The sequence below is a fragment of the Acinetobacter haemolyticus genome (genome assembly GCF_003323815.1).
GTDB classification, from domain to species: Bacteria; Pseudomonadota; Gammaproteobacteria; order Pseudomonadales; family Moraxellaceae; genus Acinetobacter; species Acinetobacter haemolyticus.
Genome location: NZ_CP030880.1, coordinates 2789458 through 2803654 on the forward strand (window position 1 = coordinate 2789458; position 14197 = coordinate 2803654).

Consider the following 14197-nt stretch of genomic DNA (forward strand, 5'->3'; position numbering starts at 1 on the left):
TACCCCCTCCTAACCTCGCCCCAAGGGAGAGGAGTCTTCAAACCTATTTCACATGTATCGTGACAAGTCCCCTCTCATTTTAGGAGAGGGTCAGGGAGAGGTTTATATTTTTTATAGTGCTAGGCTACAGCACTCACTTCTAGTTCAAACTTCATAACGGTAACGTGCTGAACGTGCGTGAGCATCAAGATTTTCTTGCACTGCGAGTACATCAGCAGTTTTCGCTAGGGTTTTAACCCCATCTTTTGAGCACATAATCAAACTTGAGCGCTTTTGAAAATCATATACACCTAATGGCGATGAGAAACGTGCAGTGCCCGATGTTGGCAAGACGTGGTTTGGTCCTGCACAATAGTCTCCGATTGCTTCTGGTGTATAACGTCCCATAAAGATCGCACCAGCATGACGAATGTCTTGACTCATCAATTCAGCATCATCCAAACAAAGTTCCAAATGCTCAGGGGCCACTTGGTTGATCAACTCAACCGCTTCTGCTCGGTCTTTGACCAGTACCAATGCACCACGATTTTGAATTGAAGTTCGCGCAATTTCTGCTTTCGGCAATTCATTTAAATGTTTTTCAATCGCAGCTTCAACGGCATTGAGAAGCGCTTCATCAGGTGTAATGAAAATCGCTTGAGCAACTGTATCGTGTTCGGCTTGAGATAACACATCCATTGCTAACCAATCGGCATTATTTTCACCTTCAGCATAGACCAAAATTTCAGAAGGCCCTGCGATCATATCAATACCGACTTGACCAAATACGGCACGTTTCGCTGCTGCTACAAATCGATTGCCTGGTCCAGTAATTTTGTCTACAGGAGGAATGGTCTGTGTGCCATACGCCAACGCAGCAACAGCCTGTGCACCACCAATGGTAAAAACTCGACTAACACCAGCCAAATATGCTGCGGCTAAAACCAATGGATTCAGTTCACCATTCGGTGCAGGAACCACCATAATAATTTCAGGTACACCCGCTACATGTGCAGGTAAAGCATTCATCAGCACAGAGGATGGGTAAGAAGCTAACCCACCTGGCACATAGATTCCCACTCGATCAAGCGGAGTAACCTTCTGTCCTAAGGTATTACCTAGTTCATCTACGTACGTCCAACCCTCTTGCTTCTGCGCCTGATGGAATGAACGAATACGTTTTGCTGCCAACTCTAAGGCTTCACGGATTTCAGTACTTAAACCGTCAAAGGCAGTCTTAAGTTGTGCTTGTGTCAGTTCTAAATCAGAAAATTGATGCGCTGGATGTCGATCGAACTGCTGCGTTAACTTAAGTACATGATCATCGCCATGCTGACGAACATCGGCAATAATCTGGTCTACAGTTTGAATTAGTTGAGGATCATTCACAGTTTCAAATGCCAAAAGCTCAGCAAATGTTTGTTTAAAATTCTGATCCTGAGTCGATAAACGTCGCATCAATTTACCTACAAGGTGAAAAAGAGAACGCTAAGTTTACTCTTTTTAATCAGATTTGTGGGGGCAATATCTGCTTAAAAAATCAATAGTAAAGAGCGAATTCTTCGATAAACCTTAAACACCGCTTCATCAAGACAAAACCCCAATAAACAATAATAGAATTTATTAATTAAAAACAATATCTTATAAAATATTTTTTAACTTTCTGTCACAACTTCACTTTCTGAATCGTCAATTTAGTAGCGCTATTGATTTAAACGAGGAACATTAAAAATGGCAACGCTAAATACTCATCCGAAAACACATTTACCAGAAGCAATTCGGTCTCTCTATCAAGTACATCAAAATATTGACGACTCTGCTTTACTGGAACGATCGCTCTATCATCTTGTTCTGCTACAAGCCTCGCAAATCAACCAATGTGCTTTCTGTGTCAAGATGCACATTGCTGAAGCGCTAGCCGACGGGGAAACCCAAACACGTTTAGATCGCTTGATTGTTTGGCGTCACTGTTCGGATTTTAGTGCACAAGAAAAAGCTGCATTTGCTTGGGTAGAAGCACTCACCCATTTACAACCACAAACAGATTACCAACCACTTCGTGTCGAGTTACTTAAATACTTCAATGAACAGCAAATATCTGCTTTAACTTTATTGATTGGCATGATTAATTTGTGGAATCGTATCGGCATTTCGCAACACTAAAATTAAATGAATAGACCAACAAGTATCAGTCAAGACGACTTAAACCTATTTCAGGCAAGCCGAACATTTTTGTTTGGTCTTGCCTATCGACTTTTAGGTTCAACAAGTGATGCTGAAGATGCTTTACAAGATGTTTTTATCAAATGGCAACAGCAACCCAAACATGAAATTATCCATCCACAAGCTTGGCTTACCACCATATGCACAAGACATTGTATTGATCTATTGCGCTCTCATCACAAATCTCGGACAGATTATATCGGAACATGGTTGCCTGAACCCTATCATCATACTGAAGAGTTATTGGTCGAATCAGATTACACCCTTTCCACTGCCTTTCTGCTCATCTTAGAAAAACTGTCTGTCAAAGAGCGTGCCGCTTATATATTGCATGAGATATTCAATCTTGATTACGCTGAAATTGCAGACATACTTTTAGAACAGCAAAATTATTGTCGCCAATTGGTGACTCGCAGTAAGAAACGGATTGCAGAGCAGCCCAAAGTACTTTCGACCATACCGACTTCTCATCAGATAACTTTGCTGAATGCATTCAAAGTTGCGATTCATTCACACAATCTAGAGCAACTTAAAGCACTTTTAAGTGAAGATATTTTATTTGCAGCCGATGGCGGTGGTAAAGTTTCCGCAATTCGGCAACCCTTTACAGATCTGAACAGTGTATTACGCTTTTTTGAACGTTTACTCTTTCAAGCATGGACTGAGTTATCTTGGGAAATGTGTTATTTGAATGGCAATATCGGTTTCAAACTATTTGATCAGCAACATCATTGTGTGATCGTACTAACTTTTCATTTTGATCAACAGCACATCTCCGACATTTATGTTTTGCGCAACCCTGAAAAACTCTAATAAAAAAGGCCAACCTTAGTTGACCTTCAATATTTATTCGAGATTTTAGCGATTATTAATCGCCTGCTCAAGTTGCGTCAGAATCGGATTGAGTAAAGCTTGTTTACGCTTAAAACTTGCTTTGTTGACGATCAAGCGAGATGATACTTTGCAAATTTCTTCCAAAGGCTCCAAACCATTGGCACGTAAAGTATTACCTGTATCTACCACGTCAACAATGTAATCACCTAAACCAACCAAAGGTGCAAGCTCCATTGATCCGTAAAGTTTAATCACATCAACCTGCTCACCTAAGCTTGCATAGTATTGACGGGTTAGATTGACATATTTAGTCGCGATCTTTAAACGACCTTTCGGACGTTCCATACCTACTTTACCTGCAGTCATTAACTTACAGTTTGCAATTTTTAGATCAAGCAACTCATAAACATGTTGTGCACCATGTTCCATCAATACATCTTTGCCCGCCACACCAAAATCTGCTGCGCCATTTTCAACATAAGTCGGCACATCAGAAGCACGTAAAATTAAAATACGAACTTTTTTATGGGTGGTTGGAAAAATTAATTTACGAGATTTATCAGGATCTTCAAGTAAATTGATACCTGCATTTTCTAGTAACGGTAATGTTTCCTTTAAGATACGACCTTTACTGAGTGCTAAAGTTAAACCATGATCAAAATTGCCCATCACATCAAAATTTGGATCATCGTTTCTTAAGTCATTCATCCTTTTACTCGCTTAATCTGAGCACCTAAACTTTGCAACTTTTCTTCCACGTGTTCATAACCACGATCTATATGATAGATACGATCAACTAGTGTTTCCCCCTCTGCAACCAATGCAGCAAGAACTAAAGAGAAAGAAGCTCGTAAATCAGTTGCCATTACAGGTGCTGCTTGAAGTTTTTCGACGCCTGTTACAACCGCATCATGTCCTTCGACTTGAATATTAGCACCCATACGTGAAAGTTCAGGGACATGCATAAAACGGTTTTCGAAAATCGTTTCTGAAATCGTTGCAAAACCGCGACCAATCGCATTGACAGCCATAATTTGTGCTTGCATATCGGTCGGAAATTCAGGGTGTGGTAAGGTTCTAAAACTCACAGCTTTAGGACGCTTGCCCTGCATATCTAATTCGATCCAGTCATCACCACGTGTGACTTCTGCACCCATTTCCTCAAACTTATCCAAGACTGCTTCAAGCAAGCTAGGATCAGTATGTGTCGTTTTGACTCGCCCCCCCGTAATCGCAGCTGCAGCCAAATATGAACCCGTTTCAATACGATCAGCAACTACCGCATATTCACAACCATGTAAGCTTTCGACGCCCGTTACCACAAGCGTATCAGTATCCAGACCTTCAATCTTGGCACCCATCTTAATCAACATTTGCGCAAGATCAGTAATTTCAGGCTCACGTGCTGCATTACGAATCGTGGTTACACCCTCTGCTAATGCTGCTGCCATCAAGATATTTTCGGTACCACCCACAGTCACCATATCAAAAATGACTTCACCACCTTTTAAGCGACCATCAACTGATGCATGCACATAACCATTTTCAACTTCAATCTGTGCACCTAAAGCCTCTAACGCTTTTAAATGCTGATCAACTGGACGTGAGCCGATTGCACAACCACCTGGTAATGATACTTTTGCATTTCCATAGCGCGCCAATAATGGTCCAAGCACCAAAATAGATGCACGCATGGTTTTTACCAGTTCATAAGGTGCAAACTGATTGTCTAATGTCGAAGCATCAGCACACACCGTTTCACCTTCATAACTCATGGTCACACCGAGACCAGCAATTAATTTTACTAATGTATTTACATCTTTTAGATTTGGAACATTGGTAAGCGTAATCGGAGAATCAGCTAGAATCATCGCTGCAAGTAAAGGTAAAGCTGCATTTTTAGCACCAGAAATGCGCACTTCACCCTCGAGCTTAACACCGCCCGTAATTAAAAATTTATCCATTAATATTTAAGCTCCGAAAAGGCTTGCTTTGCGCCATTCGTCTTTTGTCATTGCACGAATCGTTACAGCATGGACTGCACCGCTCGCAATATAAGAATTTAAAGGTGCATAAACCGCTTGTTGACGACTAACGGTACGTTTACCTTCAAACTGATCATCAACAATACGTAGGTCAAATTTTCCAGCTTGTCCACTCACTGCTACTTCTGCTTCAGGGAAAGCTTCTTTTAAAATTTGCGTGAGCTGCTCACTATTCATTACCAAGACCTCTTATACAACCATTGGTGTAAAACGCGTTATTTTACTATAACTTTTTCACATAATTCAGTATACAGCTTCTTTTTTATCAATAAAAAAAAGAGGCTCAACAAAAAGCCTCTTTTATAAAATAAAAATCAACTTATAAGAGCCAGCTCATGTTGATAAGAACATTGTATTTTTCTATGTTTTGCAAGTTGTCTTTTTAATTTTTCTGTTAATTTTTTAATCGAAGTATACATATCATCAGCTGTTGCTTGTGCAAACAATTCTACCCCTGGAAGACGAATAATCGCCTCTGCAATATGGTTTGCACTCCCCTTATGTGACCGTTTATCGACTTGATGATCCTTAGCCAACTTGATTTGCATACTGTTCACCTGATCCAGATGCTTGGTCATTTGACTAAACTTCTCTTTTATATTTTCTTCAATTGCTGGTGTAATGGTTAAATGGTGTCCACGAATTGTTATTTGCATAATTCTATCCCTCACCTTTTTCTCAGGATACAAGAACGTCGCTTAAGCAAATTTAATGCACATTTTGTGGTTCAATATCCATTAAATCATTTTCAGCGACTCCTCTAGTGATCATTAAAAGATTCATTATTTCGTAATAATGAACCCCTAGAATAGTCACACCTTGAAATTCAGATCAAGACTTTTCTTTCAGAAGATGATGGAATATGTAACGATTCACGATATTTTGCGACCGTGCGTCGTGCGACCTCAATCCCTTCCACTTTCAACATTTCAGCAATTGCGTTATCTGACAACGGCTTACATGGATTCTCATTTGAAACTAGCTTTTTGATCATAGCGCGGATTGCAGTAGAAGATGCTTCCCCACCTGTTGTCGTTCCCACATGACTAGAAAAAAAGTATTTCAGTTCGAATAGACCACGTGGCGTAAGCATATATTTATTGGTTGTCACACGAGATACAGTCGATTCATGTAGCTCAACTTCTTCAGCAACATCACGCAACACCAAAGGTTTCATCGCTTCAGGACCTTGCTCTAAAAATGCTCGTTGATGTTCAACAATACAGGTCGCAACCTTTAATAACGTTTTATGGCGCTCATCGATGCTTTTTATAAAATTCTTGGCCTCAAGCATTTGATTACGCAAATAGACATTATCATCACTTTGATCCGCACGACGAATCATTCCAGAATAAAAGGAGTTAATACGCAGTTTTGGCATAACATCAGGATTGAGCTGCACCTGCCAATGTTGATCTTTTTTCGCAACAACCACATCGGGAACTTGATACTCAGATTCTTGTTGATTAAATTCCAGCCCTGGATAAGGCTTTAATGTTCTTAATAAATCAACTGCCGACTTTAATTGTTCTTTTGACAAGCCAGTTTGTTTCAATAATTTATTCAAATCATTTGAAATAAGTAACTCGTAATATTTAAGAAGATTCTTCGCCTCACCCACATAAGGCGCATGCTCATTCAATGCTTCAAGTTGAATTCTTAAGCATTCGGCCAAATTTCTCGAACCTACCCCAATCGGATCTAAGTGTTGAATATGTTTAAGAACAACGATAATTTCATCCAATTCAACCTCTTCATCGCTGTCCATCTCTTCTAAAAAGCGTGTAGTTGCCAATTGAATATCTTCAAGTTCAGCATCTAAAAAACCTTTTTCATCAAGAGAGTCAACAATGCAATAAGCGATTAACTTATCAATAGAGGAAAAATGCAATAAATTAACTTGTTCTAAAATATGTTCCTTTAAATTATGTTGAACCTGTCGATTATCTTCTCGTTCTTCATATTCAGGAGATCCCAATGCTGTTGATTGGTGTGTATAAACATCATCCCACTCTGTATCAACAGGCAAATCATTTGGCAAATGATCAGCATTTAACTCCGTCGTCAAATCAGCATTTTCTTTACTTTCCAATGTAGAAAGACTTTCTATTGTTCCTGATTCTTCTATTTTTTCCAGTAAAGGGTTACTATCAAGCTGAATTTGAATTTCTTGTTCCAACTCTAAGCTTGATAACTGTAGAAGGCGAATCGCCTGCTGTAATTGAGGAGTTAACGACAAGCTATTCGCAACTTTCAATCCAACAGATAATTTCATAGAGCCTTCCTTTTAATTAAACAAGCAAAAAACATGCCCATAAAAATATTTATAACATAAAGTAATGTTTACGCATACACGGAAAATTCTTTTCTACTGACTGATTTGTTCAAAAAAATAACGAAAGTATAAATATTTGAGAATATCTAGTTATACAAAACACATCAAACTAAACAAGTTTAAAGATAAATTTTTCAACTAAACATTCATATTTAGCAAAAATCAATCAATGTAGTAGCACCTAAAAACTATTCAATAATATAGTCTTATATACCAAACTTATAAAAATTTGATGAAATTAGATCACCAGCGATATCATCTACTTCCTCCCAATGATTCTTTGGAAGAATTATATAACAACAAGTATCATTTCCTTGATTGTATACCGAAGCTCTAATTTCAATATTTGAAGGCAATATCTTAGATATAGCCAACATTGTTAAATCAAAACCACCTTCATTTTCAGTTGAATCACAGCTTATCTCAACCTCATTTGTATTAACTTTCAACATCCCTTTTGTTCGATCCTCATTCAAATTAAACTCAAGATTTACATCAAGTCTATAAAGCGCTCTTGAAATAACCTCTAACTCATCTTCCAACCAAAATCGCCAATCTATAATAAAATAAAATGGACTTTCTCCGAGAAGCTCTATTACATCATCTTCCTCAAACCCATCACTTTTGACTCTTCGTTCGTAAAGATCACTCGGATGAGTAATACCGAAATTTGGCAATAATTCATGAACTTTGTCTATAGATATCATTTTAGCAGCCTATAATTCTATAATTAAAATTTAAAAATAATATATTCAATTAGATTCCTTACCTTATTTTAACTATATAACACCAATTGGGCCTTAACTTTTTAACCATGAATCTCTTATTTCCCTTTTCTCGTTGCAATAAAAAACACCCCTAACCGTTAGGTTAGGGGTGTTTGAATTTAAAAGCTGGCGATGACTTACTCTCACATGGCAAGTGCCACACTACCATCAGCGCGAAGAGGTTTCACTTCTGAGTTCGGGAAGGGATCAGGTGGTTCACTCTTGCTATTGTCGCCAGCAAACTGTTTTGGCTTTGGGTGGTCTTACTTTTGAACTTATTATTAAGTTCATGCCACTTAGTACCGAAAGAGTTATTAACGGATTAGTTAATCGAGTCGTATTGTAACTAGTTTTGACACTAAATCAAGTTATGTATTGAATTTATCTTGAATACAACAACTGTTTGGGTGTTGTATAGTCAAGCCTCACGAGCAATTAGTATTGGTCAGCTTCACACGTCACCGTGCTTCCACACCCAACCTATCAACGTCCTAGTCTCGAACGGCTCTTTAGAGGAATAAATTCCTAGGGAAATCTTATCTTGAGGTAGGCTTCCCGCTTAGATGCTTTCAGCGGTTATCCCTTCCGAACATAGCTACCCGGCGATGCGACTGGCGTCACAACCGGTACACCAGAGGTTCGTCCACTCTGGTCCTCTCGTACTAGGAGCAGATCCTCTCAAATTTCCAGCGCCCACGGTAGATAGGGACCGAACTGTCTCACGACGTTCTAAACCCAGCTCGCGTACCTCTTTAAATGGCGAACAGCCATACCCTTGGGACCTGCTTCAGCCCCAGGATGAGATGAGCCGACATCGAGGTGCCAAACACCGCCGTCGATATGAACTCTTGGGCGGTATCAGCCTGTTATCCCCAGAGTACCTTTTATCCGTTGAGCGATGGCCCTTCCATACAGAACCACCGGATCACTAAGACCTACTTTCGTACCTGCTCGACTTGTGGGTCTCGCAGTTAAGCGCGCTTTTGCCTTTATACTCTACGCGTGATTTCCGACCACGCTGAGCGCACCTTCGTACTCCTCCGTTACTCTTTAGGAGGAGACCGCCCCAGTCAAACTACCCACCAGACATGGTCCTCGTCCCGGATAACGGGACAGAGTTAGAACCTCAACATTACCAGGGTGGTATTTCAAGGACGGCTCCATTGGAACTAGCGTTCCAACTTCAAAGCCTCCCACCTATCCTACACAAGTAAGGTCAAAGTTCAATGTCAAGCTGCAGTAAAGGTTCACGGGGTCTTTCCGTCTAGCCGCGGGTACACTGCATCTTCACAGCGATTTCGATTTCACTGAGCCTCTGCTGGAGACAGCGCCGCCATCATTATGCCATTCGTGCAGGTCGGAACTTACCCGACAAGGAATTTCGCTACCTTAGGACCGTTATAGTTACGGCCGCCGTTTACTGGGGCTTCGATCAAGAGCTTCGCTTACGCTAACCCCATCAATTAACCTTCCAGCACCGGGCAGGCATCACACCCTATACGTCCACTTTCGTGTTTGCAGAGTGCTATGTTTTTAATAAACAGTTGCAGCGGCCTGGTTTCTGTGGCTGCCAATAGCTCAGGGAGCAAGTCCCATCACCGTCAGCAGCGTACCTTCTCCCGAAGTTACGGTACCATTTTGCCTAGTTCCTTCAGCAGAGTTCTCTCAAGCGCTTTGGTCTACTCGACCTGACCACCTGTGTCGGTTTCGGGTACGATTCCTGTGTAACTGAAGCTTAGAGACTTTTCCTGGAAGCATGGTATCAGCCACTTCACTGTACAAGTACAGCTTGCTATCGACTCTCAGCATAGAGCACCCCGGATTTGCCTAAGATGCATGCCTACTGTCTTCCACCTGGACAACCAACGCCAGGCTGACTTAACCTTCTCCGTCCTCTCATCGCATTACACAGAAGTATTGGAATATTAACCAATTTCCCATCGACTACGCCTCTCGGCCTCGCCTTAGGGGTCGACTCACCCAGCCCCGATTAACGTTGGACTGGAACCCTTGGTCTTTCAGCGAACGGGTTTTTCACCCGTTTTGTCGTTACTCACGTCAGCATTCGCACTTCTGATACCTCCAGCATACTTCTCAATACACCTTCATCGGCTTACAGAACGCTCCCCTACCACTTGACTAATGTCAAATCCGCAGCTTCGGCACATAGTTTTAGCCCCGTTACATCTTCCGCGCAGGCCGACTCGACTAGTGAGCTATTACGCTTTCTTTAAAGGGTGGCTGCTTCTAAGCCAACCTCCTAGCTGTCTATGCCTTCCCACATCGTTTCCCACTTAACTATGATTTTGGGGCCTTAGCTGGCGGTCTGGATTGTTTTCCTCTTGACTACGGACGTTAGCACCCGCAGTCTGTCTCCCGGATAGTACTCATTGGTATTCGGAGTTTGCATCGGTTTGGTAAGTCGGGATGACCCCCTAGCCGAAACAGTGCTCTACCCCCAATGGTATTCGTCCGAGGCGCTACCTAAATAGCTTTCGGGGAGAACCAGCTATCACCAGGCTTGATTAGCCTTTCACCCCTATCCACAAGTCATCCCCTGGCTTTTCAACGACAGTGGGTTCGGTCCTCCAGTTAGTGTTACCCAACCTTCAACCTGCTCATGGATAGATCGCCTGGTTTCGGGTCTATACCCAGCAACTATACGCCCTATTAAGACTCGATTTCTCTACGGCTCCCCTATGCGGTTAACCTCGCTACTGAATATAAGTCGCTGACCCATTATACAAAAGGTACGCAGTCACACCACGAAGGTGCTCCCACTGCTTGTATGCATGCGGTTTCAGGATCTATTTCACTCCCCTCACAGGGGTTCTTTTCGCCTTTCCCTCACGGTACTGGTTCACTATCGGTCAGTCAGGAGTATTTAGCCTTGGAGGATGGTCCCCCCATATTCAGACAAGGTTTCACGTGCCTCGCCCTACTCGTCATCATTGTGTGTGCCCTTTCGTGTACGGGAATATCACCCTCTACGTTCGCACTTCCCAGAGCGTTCCACTAGAACACACACAACTTAATGGGCTGATCCCCGTTCGCTCGCCGCTACTAAGGGAATCTCAATTGATTTCTTTTCCTAAGGGTACTGAGATGTTTCACTTCCCCTCGTTCGCTTCATAAGCCTATGTATTCAGCTTATGATACCCGCCTTATAGCGGGTGGGTTCCCCCATTCAGATATCTCCGGATCAAAGGATATTTGCCGCCTCCCCGGAGCTTTTCGCAGGCTATCACGTCTTTCATCGCCTCTGACTGCCAAGGCATCCACCACATGCACTTAATTACTTGACTATACAACCCCAAACAGTCGCTAACCCTTACAAGTAAGGTTAGGACAGATTGCTATGTTTGTTTTTCAACTCACATCGCTCTCATCCAGTTTGTTGCCTCGTGCACTTAAGCACCGTACAGCTTCAATCTAAATTCATATACCAAAACGCTTGATTCAGTGTTTTTGCTAGTTCTCAATTTCATTCTTTCGAATGAATTGAGTGAACAATTTATTTCAGACTCAATTCTACTAATCTGTTAATGATTAACTACAGCCTCGTCAGCTTGCAGTAAACTGTGATAAATCACAGAAGTTAATAAACTCAAATCAAAATCTCTTTTGATTTATTTAGATATTTATTAATTTCTATAATTTACTTTAGCTCGTACTTCGTAAAGTACGTGGTGGAGACTAGGAGAGTCGAACTCCTGACCTCCTGCGTGCAAAGCAGGCGCTCTACCAACTAAGCTAAGTCCCCAGCTTTAATCATAATGAACGATATATCTTCTCATCTAGCAGCTTGTGATTATTCATCACTTCGTCAGTAGTGGTGGGTCTGACAAGACTTGAACTTGTGACCCCACGCTTATCAAGCGTGTGCTCTAACCAACTGAGCTACAGACCCTCAGATACATCTTCGAAGAACAACTTGTTGTGGATTCTTACCGGCCATCAATCTTTCGTTAAGGAGGTGATCCAGCCGCAGGTTCCCCTACGGCTACCTTGTTACGACTTCACCCCAGTCATCGGCCACACCGTGGTAAGCGTCCTCCTTACGGTTAGACTACCTACTTCTGGTGCAACAAACTCCCATGGTGTGACGGGCGGTGTGTACAAGGCCCGGGAACGTATTCACCGCGGCATTCTGATCCGCGATTACTAGCGATTCCGACTTCATGGAGTCGAGTTGCAGACTCCAATCCGGACTACGATCGGCTTTTTGAGATTAGCATCCTATCGCTAGGTAGCAACCCTTTGTACCGACCATTGTAGCACGTGTGTAGCCCTGGTCGTAAGGGCCATGATGACTTGACGTCGTCCCCGCCTTCCTCCAGTTTGTCACTGGCAGTATCCTTAAAGTTCCCGGCTTAACCCGCTGGCAAATAAGGAAAAGGGTTGCGCTCGTTGCGGGACTTAACCCAACATCTCACGACACGAGCTGACGACAGCCATGCAGCACCTGTATGTAAGTTCCCGAAGGCACCAATCCATCTCTGGAAAGTTCTTACTATGTCAAGACCAGGTAAGGTTCTTCGCGTTGCATCGAATTAAACCACATGCTCCACCGCTTGTGCGGGCCCCCGTCAATTCATTTGAGTTTTAGTCTTGCGACCGTACTCCCCAGGCGGTCTACTTATCGCGTTAGCTGCGCCACTAAAGCCTCAAAGGCCCCAACGGCTAGTAGACATCGTTTACGGCATGGACTACCAGGGTATCTAATCCTGTTTGCTCCCCATGCTTTCGTACCTCAGCGTCAGTATTAGGCCAGATGGCTGCCTTCGCCATCGGTATTCCTCCAGATCTCTACGCATTTCACCGCTACACCTGGAATTCTACCATCCTCTCCCATACTCTAGCTGACCAGTATCGAATGCAATTCCTAAGTTAAGCTCAGGGATTTCACATCCGACTTAATCAGCCGCCTACGCACGCTTTACGCCCAGTAAATCCGATTAACGCTCGCACCCTCTGTATTACCGCGGCTGCTGGCACAGAGTTAGCCGGTGCTTATTCTGCGAGTAACGTCCACTATCTCTAGGTATTAACTAGAGTAGCCTCCTCCTCGCTTAAAGTGCTTTACAACCAAAAGGCCTTCTTCACACACGCGGCATGGCTGGATCAGGCTTCCGCCCATTGTCCAATATTCCCCACTGCTGCCTCCCGTAGGAGTCTGGGCCGTGTCTCAGTCCCAGTGTGGCGGATCATCCTCTCAGACCCGCTACAGATCGTCGCCTTGGTAGGCCTTTACCCCACCAACTAGCTAATCCGACTTAGGCTCATCTATTAGCGCAAGGTCCGAAGATCCCCTGCTTTCTCCCGTAGGACGTATGCGGTATTAGCATTCCTTTCGGAATGTTGTCCCCCACTAATAGGCAGATTCCTAAGCATTACTCACCCGTCCGCCGCTAGGTAATGTAGCAAGCTACACTTCCCCGCTCGACTTGCATGTGTTAAGCCTGCCGCCAGCGTTCAATCTGAGCCATGATCAAACTCTTCAGTTTAAAATCATTAGTAGCTTATGGCTACAAATCTTGGCTCATCAATTTTCTGACATTAATTTCTCAAATAAACTTCGAGTAATTTCTACCATCTAATCAATGAAATATTTTCGATTGATCAACCAGTAAAAATCCACACAAGTTGTTCTTCTATTCTCTTAATGATCTTCTCGATGATTCGTCATCATCAAGCTAGGTCGGCTATATTACTCTCAATCTCTTAAAAGTCAACAGGTAATTTAGATATTTTTAAAACTTATCAAACAACCCAAAAATCTAACCACTAAAGCCAAATCCTTGTTTATCAACAAGTTTTTATCTGCATCACCGCCGATGGATGTGCATTCTACAGCATTTCCCACCCAATGCAACACCCTTCTCTAATTTTTATTATCAAGTGAACGTTTTTAGATCAAATTTACATTTCTTCTTATATTTTGTTAGTGAATTTGCTTTAATAAAGAGTGAATAATTAAATCGTATTCCTTTTTACATAGCTATTGCGTTGAG

Annotated in this window: 9 protein-coding genes, 2 tRNA genes and 3 rRNA genes; 2 read left to right on the top strand and 12 right to left on the bottom strand. The window is 42.3% G+C overall.

What is annotated here, in order from left to right:
- Window positions 1-144 precede the first annotated feature (144 nt).
- Window positions 145-1437 carry a histidinol dehydrogenase gene (gene hisD, locus DS737_RS12815; protein ID WP_109441603.1) on the bottom strand — a complete coding sequence of 431 codons (1293 nt, stop codon included), beginning with the start codon at window positions 1435-1437 and terminating at the stop codon, window positions 145-147.
- 273 nt (window positions 1438-1710) lie between these two features.
- Between hisD and DS737_RS12820 the strand changes: the two genes are divergently transcribed.
- Both DS737_RS12820 and DS737_RS12825 read left to right on the top strand, forming a co-directional pair.
- Window positions 1711-2142, top strand: coding sequence for a carboxymuconolactone decarboxylase family protein (locus DS737_RS12820; RefSeq protein ID WP_113997708.1), 432 nt, complete (start codon window positions 1711-1713; stop codon window positions 2140-2142).
- A 6-nt stretch (window positions 2143-2148) separates the two neighbouring features.
- On the top strand, window positions 2149-3015 hold the full coding sequence (locus DS737_RS12825) for a sigma-70 family RNA polymerase sigma factor (RefSeq protein WP_113997709.1): 867 nt from the start codon (window positions 2149-2151) through the stop codon (window positions 3013-3015).
- Window positions 3016-3060: 45 nt separating this feature from the next.
- Here DS737_RS12825 and hisG read toward each other — a convergent pair whose 3' ends face one another.
- From hisG to DS737_RS12880, 11 genes are all read right to left on the bottom strand, one after another.
- On the bottom strand, window positions 3061-3744 hold the full coding sequence (hisG, locus tag DS737_RS12830) for an ATP phosphoribosyltransferase (RefSeq protein WP_004799890.1): 684 nt from the start codon (window positions 3742-3744) through the stop codon (window positions 3061-3063).
- Complete coding sequence (gene murA / locus DS737_RS12835; protein ID WP_004637998.1) at window positions 3741-5000, bottom strand: UDP-N-acetylglucosamine 1-carboxyvinyltransferase; 1260 nt, start codon at window positions 4998-5000, stop codon at window positions 3741-3743. The genes hisG and murA overlap by 4 nt, the downstream gene beginning before the upstream one ends.
- A gap of 6 nt (window positions 5001-5006) precedes the next feature.
- A complete protein-coding gene (gene ibaG, locus DS737_RS12840) occupies window positions 5007-5258 on the bottom strand; it encodes a BolA family iron metabolism protein IbaG (RefSeq protein WP_004637997.1) in 252 nt (83 codons plus the stop codon).
- A gap of 137 nt (window positions 5259-5395) precedes the next feature.
- On the bottom strand, window positions 5396-5737 hold the full coding sequence (hpf, locus tag DS737_RS12845; RefSeq protein ID WP_004637996.1) for a ribosome hibernation-promoting factor, HPF/YfiA family: 342 nt from the start codon (window positions 5735-5737) through the stop codon (window positions 5396-5398).
- A 170-nt stretch (window positions 5738-5907) separates the two neighbouring features.
- Window positions 5908-7356, bottom strand: coding sequence for an RNA polymerase factor sigma-54 (locus DS737_RS12850; RefSeq protein WP_113997710.1), 1449 nt, complete (start codon window positions 7354-7356; stop codon window positions 5908-5910).
- Window positions 7357-7622: 266 nt separating this feature from the next.
- Window positions 7623-8123: a hypothetical protein gene (locus DS737_RS12855; RefSeq protein WP_113997711.1), complete on the bottom strand. Its 501-nt coding sequence runs from the start codon at window positions 8121-8123 to the stop codon at window positions 7623-7625.
- Between the two features lie 184 nt (window positions 8124-8307).
- Window positions 8308-8422: ribosomal RNA gene (gene rrf, locus DS737_RS12860) — 5S ribosomal RNA — on the bottom strand.
- Between the two features lie 175 nt (window positions 8423-8597).
- Window positions 8598-11488 (bottom strand): 23S ribosomal RNA (locus DS737_RS12865).
- A gap of 382 nt (window positions 11489-11870) precedes the next feature.
- Window positions 11871-11946 (bottom strand) — tRNA-Ala (locus DS737_RS12870).
- Between the two features lie 70 nt (window positions 11947-12016).
- A tRNA-Ile gene (locus tag DS737_RS12875) sits at window positions 12017-12093 on the bottom strand.
- A gap of 59 nt (window positions 12094-12152) precedes the next feature.
- Window positions 12153-13690: ribosomal RNA gene (locus DS737_RS12880) — 16S ribosomal RNA — on the bottom strand.
- The 16S, 23S and 5S rRNA genes sit together here with 2 tRNA genes alongside, the layout of an rRNA operon.
- Window positions 13691-14197 lie beyond the last annotated feature (507 nt).

Bases quoted from the DNA above. Each gene is read 5' to 3' on its own strand.
- DS737_RS12855 (WP_113997711.1), bottom strand. From the start codon at position 8,123: ATGATATCTATAGACAAAGTTCATGAATTATTGCCAAATTTCGGTATT.
- hisG (WP_004799890.1), bottom strand. From the start codon at position 3,744: ATGAATGACTTAAGAAACGATGATCCAAATTTTGATGTGATGGGCAAT.
- DS737_RS12850 (WP_113997710.1), bottom strand. From the start codon at position 7,356: ATGAAATTATCTGTTGGATTGAAAGTTGCGAATAGCTTGTCGTTAACT.
- ibaG (WP_004637997.1), bottom strand. From the start codon at position 5,258: ATGAATAGTGAGCAGCTCACGCAAATTTTAAAAGAAGCTTTCCCTGAA.
- DS737_RS12825 (WP_113997709.1), top strand. From the start codon at position 2,149: ATGAATAGACCAACAAGTATCAGTCAAGACGACTTAAACCTATTTCAG.
- hisD (WP_109441603.1), bottom strand. From the start codon at position 1,437: ATGCGACGTTTATCGACTCAGGATCAGAATTTTAAACAAACATTTGCT.
- DS737_RS12820 (WP_113997708.1), top strand. From the start codon at position 1,711: ATGGCAACGCTAAATACTCATCCGAAAACACATTTACCAGAAGCAATT.
- hpf (WP_004637996.1), bottom strand. From the start codon at position 5,737: ATGCAAATAACAATTCGTGGACACCATTTAACCATTACACCAGCAATT.
- murA (WP_004637998.1), bottom strand. From the start codon at position 5,000: ATGGATAAATTTTTAATTACGGGCGGTGTTAAGCTCGAGGGTGAAGTG.